The organism is Nostoc paludosum FACHB-159 (assembly GCF_014698835.1).
Taxonomy (GTDB): domain Bacteria; phylum Cyanobacteriota; class Cyanobacteriia; order Cyanobacteriales; family Nostocaceae; genus Nostoc; species Nostoc paludosum.
The window spans coordinates 159,744-174,978 of the sequence record NZ_JACJTU010000006.1; the positions used below are offsets into that span (position 1 = coordinate 159,744).

At 41.3% G+C, this 15,235-nt stretch carries 9 protein-coding genes; 5 read left to right on the forward strand and 4 right to left on the reverse strand.

Translation table 11 applies throughout. The features are described from left to right. Positions 1-413 precede the first annotated feature (413 nt). Together H6H03_RS08500 and recF are read left to right on the forward strand one after the other, a co-directional pair. Positions 414-3,272 carry a cation-translocating P-type ATPase gene (locus tag H6H03_RS08500; RefSeq protein ID WP_190954695.1) on the forward strand — a complete coding sequence of 953 codons (2,859 nt, stop codon included), beginning with the start codon at positions 414-416 and terminating at the stop codon, positions 3,270-3,272. Positions 3,273-3,462: 190 nt separating this feature from the next. Next, positions 3,463-4,581: a DNA replication/repair protein RecF gene (recF, locus tag H6H03_RS08505; RefSeq protein ID WP_190954696.1), complete on the forward strand. Its 1,119-nt coding sequence runs from the start codon at positions 3,463-3,465 to the stop codon at positions 4,579-4,581. A gap of 265 nt (positions 4,582-4,846) precedes the next feature. On the opposite strand, the gene H6H03_RS08510 is transcribed toward recF, so the two are convergent. Next, a complete protein-coding gene (locus H6H03_RS08510) occupies positions 4,847-5,524 on the reverse strand; it encodes a pentapeptide repeat-containing protein (RefSeq protein ID WP_190954697.1) in 678 nt (225 codons plus the stop codon). 32 nt (positions 5,525-5,556) lie between these two features. Next, positions 5,557-6,015: an MgtC/SapB family protein gene (locus H6H03_RS08515; RefSeq protein WP_190954698.1), complete on the reverse strand. Its 459-nt coding sequence runs from the start codon at positions 6,013-6,015 to the stop codon at positions 5,557-5,559. Positions 6,016-6,348: 333 nt separating this feature from the next. Here H6H03_RS08515 and H6H03_RS08520 point away from each other — a divergent pair, with 333 nt between their 5' ends. Then, on the forward strand, positions 6,349-8,787 hold the full coding sequence (locus H6H03_RS08520; protein WP_190954699.1) for a putative PEP-binding protein: 2,439 nt from the start codon (positions 6,349-6,351) through the stop codon (positions 8,785-8,787). A gap of 711 nt (positions 8,788-9,498) precedes the next feature. Then, entirely contained in the window at positions 9,499-11,709 is a 2,211-nt protein-coding gene (locus H6H03_RS08525; RefSeq protein WP_190954700.1) for an EAL domain-containing protein, read from the forward strand. Between the two features lie 283 nt (positions 11,710-11,992). On the opposite strand, the gene H6H03_RS08530 is transcribed toward H6H03_RS08525, so the two are convergent. After that, entirely contained in the window at positions 11,993-13,162 is a 1,170-nt protein-coding gene (locus H6H03_RS08530; protein WP_190954701.1) for a baeRF7 domain-containing protein, read from the reverse strand. A gap of 406 nt (positions 13,163-13,568) precedes the next feature. Here H6H03_RS08530 and H6H03_RS08535 point away from each other — a divergent pair, with 406 nt between their 5' ends. Then, on the forward strand, positions 13,569-13,841 hold the full coding sequence (locus H6H03_RS08535; RefSeq protein ID WP_190954702.1) for a hypothetical protein: 273 nt from the start codon (positions 13,569-13,571) through the stop codon (positions 13,839-13,841). A gap of 229 nt (positions 13,842-14,070) precedes the next feature. Here the strand turns inward: H6H03_RS08535 and H6H03_RS08540 are convergent, their stop codons facing one another. Beyond that, complete coding sequence (locus H6H03_RS08540; RefSeq protein WP_190954703.1) at positions 14,071-14,730, reverse strand: DUF1361 domain-containing protein; 660 nt, start codon at positions 14,728-14,730, stop codon at positions 14,071-14,073. Positions 14,731-15,235 lie beyond the last annotated feature (505 nt).

A 15,235-nucleotide genomic window follows, 5' to 3' on the forward strand; every position in this document is an offset into this window, starting at 1 on the left:
AATTATTGATGGGTTTCCCCTACACCCTTATCCCTTTACACCCTGCGCCAAGCGCATCGATCCAAAATTCAAAATCTAGAAATGCGATAGTACCATGCATCCTGGCTAAAAACTGGATGCAAGTTCAAGCAATAGGAGCCTAAAATTTATTGTGGCATATCCTCTGTAGCCAAACTTCAAGCTTCTATTACTTACAATTATCAGTACAATGTGTTTCAAAAAACTCTTTCGTAAGAAATAACACATTTATGTCACACATATGTCAACGGAAGAGAAATTTGCAAATCAAAAGCATGGCCTCTACACTCATAAGATTTAGTATTGCTTTAATGTAACTTTAGGAGATGGTTTTCCAGTCATCATTAAATTATGATTATGATCGAATTTTGTAACCATTTCCTGTGACTTACACGATGTCTGCTAATTCTCTGCCTGAAGGTGCCGCCGTTTGGCATAGTTTAGAAGTTGATAAAGCGCTAGACCTGCTTGATAGTAACGCAGACAGTGGCTTAACACGCGAAGATATTCAACAAAGGTTGCAAAAATACGGCCCCAACGAACTCGAAGAACATGGTGGCCGCAGTGCTTGGGAAATTCTGCTCGATCAGTTCAAGAACATTATGTTGTTGATGCTGATTGGCGTAGCTCTGATTTCTGGGGTTTTAGACTTAATTGCTTGGCAGTCGGGCAGCTTGAAGCCTGGTGAGGTGCCATTTAAAGATACCATCGCTATCTTAGCGATCGTTATCCTCAATGGCATACTCGGCTACGTTCAAGAAAGCCGTGCAGAAAAAGCCCTAGCAGCCTTGAAAAAACTCACCTCTCCCTTAGTACGAGTCATCCGCGACGCCAGATTAGTGGAGGTAGCAGCTAAGGAACTAGTCCCAGGAGATGTGATGCTGCTGGAAGCCGGGATGCAGATAGCCGCAGATGGAAGGCTAATCGAACAGTCTAATTTACAAGTACGAGAGTCGGCACTGACTGGGGAAGCCGAAGCTGTCAACAAACAGGCAACACTAAATTTACCAGAAGAAACAGATTTAGGCGATCGCATTAATTTGGTCTTCCAAGGAACTGAAGTTGTCCAAGGACGGGCAAAGGTTCTGGTAACCAACACCGGCATGACAACAGAACTAGGCAAAATTGCTGCCATGTTGCAGTCGGTGGAAAGTGAACCTACGCCTTTACAACAACGGATGACTCAACTGGGCAATGTCCTAGTTACGGGTTCTTTGATTCTCGTGGCGATAGTTGTTATTGGCGGCGTCATCCAAGCCAGAGGTTTTAGCAATATCCAAGAACTCTTGGAAGTCTCCTTGAGTATGGCGGTTGCTGTGGTGCCAGAAGGTCTGCCCGCTGTAATTACCGTCACTTTGGCCTTGGGAACTCAGCGAATGGTACGCCAGAATGCTTTGATTCGCAAACTACCAGCCGTAGAAACATTAGGTTCTGTAACCACCATCTGTTCTGATAAAACAGGCACCCTAACTCAAAATAAAATGGTGGTGCAATCGGTGTTCACCAATGACAAAACTTTTGGTGTCACCGGACAAGGTTATGCCCCCACAGGAGATTTTCTCTTAGGTAGTGAAAAAGTTACCCCAGAAGACTCACCAGAAATCTCAGCTTTGTCAGTAGCCTGTGCTGTTTGTAATGATTCGGTGTTGCAAAAAGAAAAAGGCGAATGGGCGATTTTGGGAGATCCCACAGAAGGGGCATTAGTCACCCTAGCGGGGAAAGCAGGAATTGAAAAAGAACAGTGGAATAGTAAATTACCCCGCGTTAGCGAGTTTCCTTTCTCCTCCGAACGCAAACGGATGAGTGTAATTTCTCAGGTGCAGGAAGTCGCTACAGGTGAAGGGTCTTTGAATGCCGTTGACCCAGCCATTGCCAACTTCTTACAATCTGAATCTTACTTAATGTTTACCAAAGGTTCGCCAGAATTAATCTTAGGACGTTCCACTAAGATTTATTTGGGCGATCGCTCGGCAGCCTTGAGTGAAGAACAACGTCAGAGAGTTCTGGCAGAAAACGACAAAATGGCAAGTAAAGGTTTGCGGGTGCTAGGTTTTGCCTACAAACCCCTAGCGGAGATTCCACCAGAAGGTTCAGACGAAACATCCGAACAAGATTTGGTCTGGCTGGGATTAGTGGGAATGCTAGATGCACCACGTCCAGAAGTTAGGGCAGCCGTGCAAGAATGTCGGGAAGCAGGAATTCGCCCAGTCATGATTACTGGTGACCACCAGTTAACAGCACGAGCGATCGCCACGGATTTAGGAATTGCCAAAGAAGATGACAGATTGCTCACAGGTCACGAATTGCAGCGCATGAGCGACCAAGAACTAGAGCAAAACGTTGATTTGGTGAGCATCTATGCCAGAGTCGCGCCAGAACACAAACTGCGAATTGTCCAAGCACTGCAACGCCGTGGCAGATTTGTGGCCATGACAGGCGATGGCGTTAATGATGCCCCAGCCCTCAAACAAGCTGATATTGGTATTGCAATGGGCATAACTGGCACGGATGTGAGTAAAGAAGCCAGCGATATGGTGTTACTGGATGACAACTTCGCCACCATTGTCACCGCTACCAAGGAAGGTAGAGTGGTTTACACCAATATCCGCCGCTTTATTAAATACATCCTCGGCAGTAACATTGGCGAAGTTCTGACAATTGCCGCCGCCCCCTTGATCGGTTTGGGAGGCGTTCCCCTGACCCCCTTGCAAATTCTGTGGATGAACTTGGTAACAGATGGTTTGCCAGCCCTAGCACTAGCTGTGGAACCCCCGGAACCAGATGTGATGAAACGTCCGCCTTTTAGTCCCCGCGAAAGTATTTTTGCCAGAGGATTGGGTTCTTACATGATTCGCATTGGTATAATATTTGCCATTATCACCATTGCTTTGATGTGGTGGGCTTATCAATACACCCATGCCGCTGGTTATCCCGGAAATCCTGACTCTTGGAAAACAATGGTATTTACTACCTTGTGTATTGCCCAAATGGGTCATGCGATCGCCATTCGCTCCAACAATCGACTGACTATCGAAATGAATCCCTTCTCTAATATATTTGTACTAGGGGCTGTGGTCGTGACCACGATTTTACAGTTAATGCTAGTTTACGTCCCACCCCTGCGAGACTTCTTTGGCACTCACTACCTGACTCTGCAAGAATTGGGAGTTTGTATTGGCTTCAGTGCCTTAATGTTTGTCTGGATTGAATTGGAGAAGATATTCTTACGCGTTATGGGCAAGAAGGCTGTGTGAAAAAGTTAGGAGTTAGGAGTTAGGAGTTACGAGTTGAAGAAAATTTTGTATTCAAAACTTAATAGGAGTTAGAAGTTCGGAGTTAGGAGTTAAAAAAGATTTTGCATTCAAAACTCAAAATTCCTCACTCCTCACTCTTAACTCCTAACTTTTTTCTTAACTCTTAACTTCTCACTCCTAACTTTTCGCTATGTACCTCAAAACTCTAAACCTGAGACAATTTCGGAATTATCAAGACCAGAAGGTTGAGTTTACTGCTGCCAAAACAATTTTGGTAGGTAATAACGCTCAGGGAAAGTCGAATTTGTTGGAGGCGGTGGAGTTGTTAGCGACATTGCGATCGCACCGTATGGCACGCGATCGCGATTTAGTTAAAGAAGGGGAAACCATAGCCCAAATTAATGCTCATCTTGAGCGACAAACAGGCAGCAGCGATCTGACTTTAACTCTCCGACGCAATGGTCGCCGTAGCGTTGCTCTCAATGGCGAGTTTGTACGCCGTCAAATGGATTTTCTCGGCGTTCTCAATGCAGTCCAATTTTCCAGCCTGGATTTAGAACTAGTACGCGGCGGCCCGGAAGGCCGCCGCAATTGGTTAGATACACTTTTGATTCAACTCGAACCAGTTTATGCTTACATTTTGCAGCAGTATAACCATGTGTTACGCCAGCGCAATGCCTTTTTGAAAAACAATCTAGAGACGTTGCATACAACGTCTTTAAATTCAGAACTCGCTTTGTGGGATGCACAGCTAGCTACCGCAGGCACACGGGTAATTAGACGGCGCGATCGTGCCATACAGCGATTAGCTCACATTGCTACTGCTTGGCACGCTAGCATTAGCGGCAGTACAGAAATTTTGGAAATCAAGTACGCACCCAATATTCCCTTAGAAGACAACCAACCAGAACAAGTCCAGCAAGCTTTTTTAACAAAAATTCAACAGCGAAGCCTAGCCGAACTGCATCAAGGTACTACCCTTGTAGGCCCCCATCGCGACGAAGTAGAATTAACCATTAACCACACACCAGCTCGTCAATACGGTTCTCAAGGTCAACAACGAACCCTCGTTTTGGCCTTAAAATTAGCAGAACTACAATTAATTGAAGAAGTTGTCAAAGAACCACCATTGCTATTACTTGATGATGTTTTAGCCGAACTAGATTTATCCCGCCAAAATCAATTACTTGATGCTATTCAAGACCGCTTTCAAACACTGATTACTACTACTCATTTAGGTTCTTTTGATTCACAATGGTTGAAATCTTCACAAATTCTTTTTGTGAAGGCAGGAGAATTAACAATTTAAAATTCAAAATTATTACATTAAGAAAGTCATACTTAGCATAGGTTTCAAGGTTTGCATTTATATCAAAAATAACATAGTGTAAAAAAACAAAATATATAGCGAAAAGTAAAATTACTCAAAAAGCTTTTTCCTCCTGCCTCCTGCCTTGTCATAACGATAATTTTCAACACCGATCTACTTATTTTTCGTGAATTGGTATTACATAAGAATAACGTTTTCGCTCACATCTGGCAAAAGTCCTGATTTTATTAAGTTGCTAATATTTTTAGAAATTATCCCCAATTTCTTCATCCACAGGTTTAACTATTACATTTGCATACCTTTGAAGAATATAAGCAGCTTGAAATGGATCTAAAGTTACACCTTGAAGCTGATTTATATGAATTTGCAAGCCTTCTAAATTAGAACCTCGAAAATCAGTATCTTTAAATTTAGCATCAGCAAGGATAATATTATTCATTTGGCAATTTATAAATTTTACATTTGTTAGAGATGCTTCTAAAAATGTAGAATTTTCCAATATACAATTTTCAAAAATTACACGTTCAAACTTACTAAAGTTAAACTGGGCAAACTGGCCTTGACAGCCTTTAAAAATAACATTTCTTAATCTGGACTTAATTATTTTAAATCCTAGCAATCTACAGTCAAAAAACTCAACTCTATTAAGTGAACCCTCTTCCCATTCAGTATTAGCAAAATCACTTTTAGTAATTCTCACATCTTGTAGAGAAAGCTTGTTAAAGTAAGTATTTATAGTTTTAACATTATCAAAATAGGCATACTTAAAATCTACTCCTCTACTTCCTTCAAGCTGGCAATTTGATAAATGTAGATTTTTATAGCTCTCTAATTCATCTAATTGGTTATTTGGTATTCCGCGATCGAGGATTTCAAATGAAGGTAAATTAGGAGGCTCAATAGCTCTATTTTTGCTAGGCATATTTTTGATTCAAAATACTATATAACTAATCGCTAATTCCGTTTCTCTAACCTTTTAAAAACCTTGAGAATTAAGAAAGTGAGGATAGCACCGATTAATCCTAACTGCCATAAACCACAGCCGGCAGCAATTCCCAAACCAGCCGAAACCCAAATAGCTGCTGCCGATGTGAGTCCTTTAATTTCTAGTTGCTCTGATGGTTGGGAAGATTGCCGCACAATTTCTCCAGCACCGAGAAATCCCACGCCAGTTGCAATTCCCTGAATCACACGGCTGAGTGCATCGGGACTGGTCTGTAGCTCACCTGTTTGCAGAGGTATGATGGTGAATAAGGCTGAACCCAAAGTTACCAGCATGTAAGTTCTTAAACCAGCTGGTTTGCGTCTAATTTCCCGTTCCCAACCGATAATTCCTCCAATCAGCAATGCGATGCATAGTCGGAAGCTGATATTTAACCAATCATTAGTTGCAAGATAGTAAGTGTTTGGCAAGGTTGGTTCTGGTATGGATAATTATATTTACTACGTTAATTGGTAATATATCTTTTAAGAAACATGGAAACTAGGGACTAGGGAGTAAGGAGTGGGGGAAAGAGAAATAGTTTGTTTCATTTGTAGCGGGTGGTGTGCCGTTCGTCGGCTGCTTTGAAGAAGAATGCACAATTGAGAATACCATCGCGTTGGGATTCAAGCGTTATACGATTTTAGACTTTTGTAAGGATTATTTCCCAATAAAATATTATTTTGACCAATAAATATAGGTTTACATTCTTAAATAAGGAATGGCTGTGGCTAGGAATAGATAACTGACAACTAACAAATTGAGTGGAAAAACTCTACTGGCTAGACCAAATTAAACTACAAGACCGCGCCAAAGTAGGTGACAAAGCTTTTCACTTAAGCAGAATTATCCAACGTGGCTATCCGGTGGTGCCTGGCTTTGTGGTTCCGGCAGAAGCTTTGCGGCAATTTCTAGAAAATCTCAACAGTTCAGAATCATTAGTTGCTGATTTACCTTATTCTTCATTACACCTAGATGTCAGTAATTGGCGTCAACTTCAGCAGGTGGCTGGCCGTTTGCGCGAAGAAATTCTCACTGCAACTGTGCCACAGGAGTGGGTGAGTAAAATTTTCACAGCAGCTAGAGAATGGCAAACTAGCTGTTTGATTTTACGACCTAGTTTGTCAGTAGGGGATAGTACTCAAACTATGGAAAATATATCTGGGTTACTGGAGTCAGTATTTTGCCATTGCCAAGAAGAGGCGATCGCCACAGCATTAAAACGTACCTGGAGTCAAGTATTTCGTGCTAGAAGTTTATTGTATTGGCGGCACATAGGAATTAACCTGCAAAAAATTAATTTCGGAGTTTTGGTACAACCTGTGGAAAATACCATCGCCAGTGGTTTGCTCAAAGCCAACTCCTCTGGGTGGGAAATTGAAGCCACTTGGGGATTAGGAATTGCGATCGCTCAGGGCGAAGTATTGCCAGATGTCTACTACATTCAAAATGAAACTGCGACTATCCTAGAGCAACAGCTCGGCAATAAAATGCTGGCTTACGATGTTAATGATGGTTCCCCTACAACTTTTTCCCAACCTCTTGTAGACTCAGCACTCACAGCAGAGAAAACTTGTCTGATTACCTACGTACTTCAGGAAGCCCAACAAAAACAGTACGCTTTACAACCAGAATACTTACAACAAATAATTAGTCTGGGAACTCAATTAGTAGCTGAACTAGGTAAAACCTTTATTCTTAAATGGACTATCGCTAGCCAAACTACATCTAGCAAACTCTATTTAACACAAGTTACTAGTCCCCAATTCATAATCCCCCAGGTATACTTCATCAGGGGACTGCCAGCCGCAGGCGGACGTACTGTGGCAAATGCTTTAGTCGCCATCGATTCTCAGCAAAAACCCGAACAAATCCCAAAAGGAGTAATTTTAGTAGTCCCAACAATTACACCTGATTGGTTGCCATTATTGCAAAATGTTGCTGGCATTATCACTGAGCAGGGAGGATTAACCAGCCATGCTGCAATTCTAGCCAGAGAATTAGGGATTGCAGCAGTAGTAAATGCAACATCAGCGACAAGCTTAATTCAAACTGGCGAACGGCTTTTGCTTGATGGCGACAGAGGAGAAGTTTATCGCATCGAAACAGAAACCAGAGATGGGGAGACTTGTACTGAGCGAAGCCGAAGTATGGGGAAACTTGTACTGAGCGAAGCCGTTGGCGCAGCCTCTCGTAGAGAAGTATGGGGAGATGGGGACATGGGTGAAACTACTTCCATCCCGCCACCACTCCATTACCCCACCATCTCATCACCCCATCTACCTATGATTGCTACCAAACTGCTGGTTAACTTGAGTCAGTCCAGCTTGATAGAGCAAGTAAAAACCTTGCCTGCGGACGGAATAGGATTGCTGCGCTCAGAATTGATGGTACTAAATATATTGGATGGACAACATCCTAATAGTTGGATTTTGGGCGGGCGGCAAGCAGAATTGTTAGAGCGTTGGTCTCTTGCGATTATGGAGTTTGCTCGCGCCTTTACACCAAGACCAGTTTTTTATCGTTCTTTAGATTGGCGATCGTCAGATTTGCCATCATTGAGTGATAGTTTACAATCTTCTCCACAATCGATGTTAGGTGAACGCGGCACCTTTAGCTATCTACGAAATTCGACTGTGTTTGAGTTGGAACTAAAAGCTTTAGCTAGCGTACAGCAATCTGGCTACAGCAATATTCATTTACTGCTACCTTTTGTTCGGACTGTGGAAGAATTCGTGTTTTGTCGTCGCAAAGTCGAGCAAGCTTTTTTAACACAGGTGGCAGAATTTGAATTGTGGATGATGGCAGAAGTGCCAAGCGTGCTGTTTTTATTGCCAGAATATGTCAAAGCAGGCGTAGCCGGAATTTCCATTGGTACAAATGACTTGACCCAATTATTGCTAGGGGTAGATCGAGAACAAGGACAGCTAGCAAAAGTATTTAACGAACGTCATCCAGCAGTTATGGGTGCGATCGCTCAATTGATCCACATGTCTAAAAGTGCTGGTATCCCTTGTTCAATTTGCGGTCAAGCACCAGCACTGTATCCAGAAATTATCGATCGCTTAGTGGAATGGGGGATAACTTCCATTTCCGTGGAACCCGAAGCGATCGAGCGGACATATCAGGCGATCGCACGTGCTGAACAACGCCTCATTCTAGCAGCAGCACGACGTAAATTAAAAGAGGAAACATCTCGATGAAAATAGTCAAAAGTATCGAGGTAATTTTCTTGTTTTTATGTATACCAACTTTTATATTAGGAATAATTTACTTTCATGAAGATGTTCTCATCAGATTATTTGGTGAGCTTTTGACATCATCTTTAAGCCAACGAGTTCATCAATTCACAACAATATATTTGATATTTTTATGTTGGAGTTTGTTCTCGATTCCCATTGGTTTAGGATTAACAGTTATCAAAATTTTAAAAAGATATTGGTTTTCATCAGTAATTTTGTTAATAGCAACAATTATGAACAGTATGTTAGTAATTGATTTTATGACAGCTTGGTATCAAATCAGTCGTGGCTGGTAATCAGTAGTCAAACTTAGTTATAGCATTTCCTAATCTGCTGAGGTACAAAACCAATGTTTTTAAACGCAGAGGGTCGCAGAGTCAAGCGCAAAGTTACGCAGAGGTTTACTCAATTATATTAGGAATGTACTAAGTACTTCACTTAACTGGGAATCGCTATAAAATAATCTTCAGGTGATATATTCCTGGCTTTTTTTATGAGTCAGCTTCTATCACCAGTTGATGGATAATTCCTGTTAATCCAAGTTGATTGCGCCAATAGGGAATTAACTTTTTAATTCTCATCAAATCTTCATCTACTTGAACTGTAGTTCATTTTTTATAGGAAGTTTGAGGGGAACACTAAAATTAATCAGGTTGAGCAAGGTAGTTATCAATGAGCCAAAAATGTCCTCTCTCCAAGACTTGTGCTTGTCATAATATTGTGCGCTGCGAGACTGGGAAAGCAGGCAGGTTATTTCTTTGGTTCCCCGTTTCACATACCTTGACAAAGGTCATGTCATACTTAAAGAAGTTAGACATTGAGTATGAACTGATGCACCAGCGGCCAGGCCTAAGTTTGAACTGTAAACCTGGACAGGCTCAAGAAATTGCCCGTAACTTGTCTCAACTTCTTGCGCCAAGAGAATTAAGAGAAACACAAGTTCTTTTCATTCAAGGTGCTATCCAACCTCAACTACAAGATTTTAGTGATATCGCTTCATTGCAGCGGTTTATTAAGTTCAGCCAGTCCGAGTGGTTAGTGGAAATGTTGGCAAGGGAACGATTCACTAGTCACTTTCAACCGATTGTTTCAATTCAAGACACATCCCAGATTTATGGATATGAATCGCTGTTCCGAGGGATGGATGAAGAAAGCAATTTAGTACCACCCGAATCAATCTTCGAGTTAGCAAGTGAAGCCGGACTGCTGCCACAACTCGACCGAGTTGCTCGTCTCAACACAATCAAGGAATTTACCAGCCATCAAGTGAATGGGTGCATTTTCATCAATTTTGCACCAACGGCGCTTTATGACCCTGTTTATTGCCTACGCAGTACAGTAGAAGCAATAGATCGAGCAGGGATTGACCATCGAAGGGTTGTCTTTGAAGTTGTGGAGTCAGACAACCCTCAAGATTTAGCCCATCTGAAAGCTGTGCTTCAATATTATCGGGATAGTGGGTTTTTAGTCGCCCTTGATGACCTTGGTTCTGGCTATTCCAGCCTGAACTTGCTGCATCAATTACGCCCAGATTTTATCAAATTAGACATGCAGTTAATTCGAGATGTGCATCAAGACCTATATAAAGCTTCAATTACGGAAAAACTTCTAGAAATTACTGAAAAGTTAAATATCCAAACCGTTGCCGAAGGAATTGAGTGCATTGAGGAACTGAACTGGCTGCGAGAACGAGGCGCAACCTTTGGTCAAGGTTATTTAATTGCTAAACCAAGTGCGGTGCCTATTACTACAACCCCTAACTTTGATACCTTAGCTGTAGCATCAACATCTCGTCAGCAAATTGAGCAGCGCGTCCAACACCGAACCCAATTCGAGCGAATTGTTGCGGCTGTTACCCAGCGTATTCGCCAGTCGTTAGAGTTAGATGAAATATTGCAAACTACGGCAGACGAAGTAAGACAACTGTTTGATATAGACCGAGTAGTAATCTATAAGTTTAAGCCAGATTGGAGTGGGCTAGTTGCTGTAGAATCCTTAGCACAAGGGTGTATGTCCATTCTGGGATTTAATGTGATGGATACATGCTTTCAGTCCACTGGTGCAATTTACTACCAACAAGGTAATACTAGAGCGACTGAAGACATTGAAACTGCTGGACTATCGCCGTGTCATGTTGAGCTATTGCGGAGTTTGCAAATTCGGGCAAATCTTGTGGTGCCGATTTTACAGCAAAAGCGTTTGTGGGGATTATTAATTGCTCACCAATGCTCTAGTACTAGACTATGGCAGCAATCAGAAATTAACTTGTTTAATCAGGTGGCAAGTCAAGCTGCGATCGCTATTCAGCAATCAGAACTTTACCACCAATTACAACAAGCAAACCAAGAATTACAGCGCCTTGCCTCTTCCGATGGCCTTACCCAAGTGGCAAATCGCCGCTGCTTTGATAACACCTTCAACGCCGAGTGGCAAAGATTAGCACCAGAGCAAGCCTCACTATCTTTGATTTTATGTGATGTCGATTACTTTAAACTTTATAACGATACTCATGGGCATTTGGCGGGAGATGATGCACTCAGACATGTTGCCAAGGTAATCTCTCAGACAGTTAAACACCCTAATGATTTAGTTGCTCGGTATGGTGGAGAAGAGTTTGCAGTCATCTTACCAAATACTAATTCCGAAGAGGCTATTGCAGTTGCCAAAGAAATCCAAACAAATATTAGTGCATTACAATTGCCTCATCCAAATTCTCAGGTTAGTGAATTCATCACCCTCAGCCTTGGTGTGGCAACAATTACTCCTCATAATCAATCATCTCCCGCAACCTTAATTGCTGCTGCTGACCAAGGACTTTATCAGGCAAAAGCACAAGGTAGAAATTGTGTAGTCAAGATAGACTGTGGAAATACTCAAGGTTGAGGGAGTAGGCAATAGGCAATAGGCAATGGGCAATGGGCAATGGGCAATAGGTTTTTCCCTCATTATTTAGGGTTAGCATAAGACATAAACTGATGAACTGATTGTGAAATTTTCAACTCAACGGTTTTGAAAGCGTCCGATAGACGGCGCAACACCCGCTACGAATGAAAAAAACACTTTTTTTCCCCTACACCCCCACACCCGTGTTTCTTGAAAGCCTATTGCCTGTCCCTTGCCTACTGCCTATTGCCTATTGCCCCTTGCCTATTGCCTGCTACCAACATCAAAATCGGAAAATTGCTGCTGCTGATGCATTATTAGGCATTTCTTCTGGCTCAACAGCATACACTTGTCCACCATTTAAAAGCGTATGAATGGCAGCAAAATCTAATAAATCGTAGTCTTCTGGTTCTGGTTCTAGGTGTAAATTTACAGCCATTGTTTCTGGATCGAATTTACCCCAAATTTGCTGTCTGACTGGCACAAACAAATTATCGACTCTTTGGTAATAGGCCGCTGCAATAATTTCTTGAAGATTACTAGAAGCTTTGCCAGTACCTTCACCAGCTATTTGTTGGTAAAGTTCCATTATTTCTTTTTGGTTTTGATGAAATAGAGGTTCGACAATGTGCCAAGCTTGGTCTTGTAATTCTTCCGGCTTGGTGAATTGCGGATTGCCTGTAATCGATTCTTCCACCAAATGATTATAAGTATTTGCTTCCTGATAAATCGGGAAAAGATACTCAACCCCAGCCAAAACTAAAGGTGCTTTTTGCTTGTGTAACTTCTCATGCAATGCCGCATCAATGGCGTGACAAAATTGTAAGATATGTTCTTGGGGCTTATCTGTGTCAGAACTTCCCTGACCGTGAAATGTACCTGGTTGCTGAAAACTATTGGCGGTTCCCCCTTTGTATGTACCGCTCCGCTGTTGCATCCCTTTTTGGATTTCGTCCTCTTGCAAGGCTTCATCCAAACTTTTAGGCATATTTTCTACTTCTATTTCGTTAATGCTGTAGCGCGTTCCCTCAAAAAACCGCACATCCTTTTGGGCAAGAGCTAAGAGGTAGAACTTACCATCATTATTGAGCAAGTGTAGCAGCGGTTTCAAGTGGAAGCGATCGCTCACAACCACTAATTCTGGAAACTCCATTGGCAGTTGGTAGTAGCGAAATACTTGTGGTGAAATAAATATTACTAATCCGTGGTCTTGGTGTTCCCAAAACTCACTCGTATCTAGTTCCATCCCTGGCTGGAGAAGATCTAGCGCTTGGGTATGGTCAATTTCCATCGCATCCAAGCGTTCTTCAGCTTCCCGGATTAGATTTTTGAAGCGAATCGGGTTTTGCCGAATCTCTGGCCCTGCTTTTTGCATAGGCATATACAGAGAAATACTTGGGGTTTGAGAATTTTCTGCTAAAGTTTTGAGTTCATCAATAGATAATAGACTCATATTTTTCAACTCCGAATCTAAGTCAATAAAAACTAAACAACCTAGATTCATTTCAAATCTTCACGGTGTCAGGTGCATCTTTCTTTTGATACGGAATTTATGGGTGTGTATACCCTTCTTTAGGTGGAAAAAAATACTGCTTCTCAGTTGGATGGAATACGCTAAGTTTGTTGGGAACTTAGAAAAGGCACAGCTGTACTGATATCGAATTCTATAAAATTGAGCGATTCTCTAAGGTAGAGATTACCTCGCCAATTTTAAGGGTAAACCTAAGTGTTAAAAAATCATTAAGTCTTTTTGCTTGTCTATCCTACAGTAGAAGTTAATAAGTTTGAAAATGTATATCTTTGAAAACTGAAAAGTAATTGCCATATTCCAGATTTAAAATTTTTATGAGCTTTTCCTGATGCAGCAAAAATTTGCACTGACACTAGAGGAAAAACAAAAAATATTTCACACACAATTAGTCAAGTACGGTGTGGAGTATGAAAAAGCAAGAAAAGCATCTGAAATTTTAGCGCGAGAGAAACCTGATGAAGTTTTGACACAAGAAGAGATACAGCTTACTAAAGAAGCTTGTAATCATTGGTCAGCACAGCGCAAACGCATCAAACAGTTAATGTCTTTGTTAAACTCTGACCACTCTGCTACTCTCCAATCACCAGATGAAATTGGTTAAAAGCGGTTGAAATTGAATTATAACAATTTGAAAAAAGAATGCGACAGATACACACGCTCAAACTTTTATAATATCTAGTTTTCTTAATTTTGAATTTTGAATTGGTATTAATGATGCTTGTTCTTATTTTAGTTTTTTTTGTGGAGAACCTACACCCGCCTATTCAGCTAAGGTTGCGTTTGCTAAACGTCTCTTAAGAAAGAAAAGGCAGGTGTGAGTAGTCGATCCATTAAGCGTTGGGAGTGTTGGGATTTACTGGTTGTGTTTTGATAGCATAATCATTTTTTGGTTGCACAAAAAAAACCAAAGTTACTCGTTTCATAATCCAGTAAAGTCCCGCAAGGATGAGAAAAGTGATAGCAATAATTACTAGTGGCTGTTTGCCAAGAATTTCTTCAACACCTTTGGTTAATACCGCATCAGGTTGAGTAACAAAATCCCAGCTATTAAAACGTAAGAAACGCCCCCAATAAATACCAATAGCACAGAGAGCATGGGTAATCAATTCAAGTCGCCAAATCCATCTACTCTTGCCGATGCGATGTAAATAGTAACCCCAATTTATTAACGATATTACATAAGCTTGAAATCCAGCCAAAATTACTAACAAATAGACAGGAAATAGTACTAAAGTAATTATCCACACTGATTGGATGGTGCGGATATCGTCTATCAGGTGAATTACATCGGTTAACAAATATGGTGCATTGGGTAAAAATGCGTAGAAGACTAAGAATCCTAGCCACCAAAGCCAAGTGCGACCACGCTTAATGCGAAATAGCCATACACTCAAAGCTAAAGGTATAAAAGCCAGAAATAAATTCCAAGTCATCCAACTCATATTAATTCGTAAGACCTGTACAACTCTGGCTATCAATTCTTCTTTCATAGGTGCTAACTCAGAAGATGTTTAATTGCTCTAAATTTACTTTGTAGTGTTAATGCGATTGAGAAAGGGGATTGGGAATTGGAAAATAGTACTTTTAATATTATTACTTAGTCTCTAGTCCCCAGTCTTCAATCACTTTTTGTCAATCGGCTGAAGTCACTAGTATAGCCAGAAAATCATAAGGGTAAAATCTACCACAGAAAGGAGGTCTGGCTTGTAAAACGCAACAGAATAGCTTATGGTAGACTTTTTAAATTGGAATATTACCCCGTCTTATACAAATTCACAATTTGCAATGGGCTACGCCCGGCTTTTCTACGAGACGCTACGCGAACGCTAACGCAATTAAAAAACTTAGATGCAGCAAGGCTTTCAGGGTTGAAATCTGTATCATATTTTTTGGGAAATGGTATTAGCTATTATATTGATTTCATTCTGCTGTGTAGGAGTTCCAGAAGTACCCTAAAGTTTTGATGAAAAGGTTTATATGAGGATGGGGAATAGG

What these genes read in the sequence shown, in the direction of transcription:
- H6H03_RS08525 (WP_190954700.1), top strand. Translation starts at nt 9,499, where the DNA reads ATGAGCCAAAAATGTCCTCTCTCCAAGACTTGTGCTTGTCATAATATT.
- H6H03_RS08500 (WP_190954695.1), top strand. Translation starts at nt 414, where the DNA reads ATGTCTGCTAATTCTCTGCCTGAAGGTGCCGCCGTTTGGCATAGTTTA.
- H6H03_RS08530 (WP_190954701.1), bottom strand. Translation starts at nt 13,162, where the DNA reads ATGAGTCTATTATCTATTGATGAACTCAAAACTTTAGCAGAAAATTCT.
- H6H03_RS08535 (WP_190954702.1), top strand. Translation starts at nt 13,569, where the DNA reads ATGCAGCAAAAATTTGCACTGACACTAGAGGAAAAACAAAAAATATTT.
- H6H03_RS08540 (WP_190954703.1), bottom strand. Translation starts at nt 14,730, where the DNA reads ATGAAAGAAGAATTGATAGCCAGAGTTGTACAGGTCTTACGAATTAAT.
- H6H03_RS08510 (WP_190954697.1), bottom strand. Translation starts at nt 5,524, where the DNA reads ATGCCTAGCAAAAATAGAGCTATTGAGCCTCCTAATTTACCTTCATTT.
- recF (WP_190954696.1), top strand. Translation starts at nt 3,463, where the DNA reads ATGTACCTCAAAACTCTAAACCTGAGACAATTTCGGAATTATCAAGAC.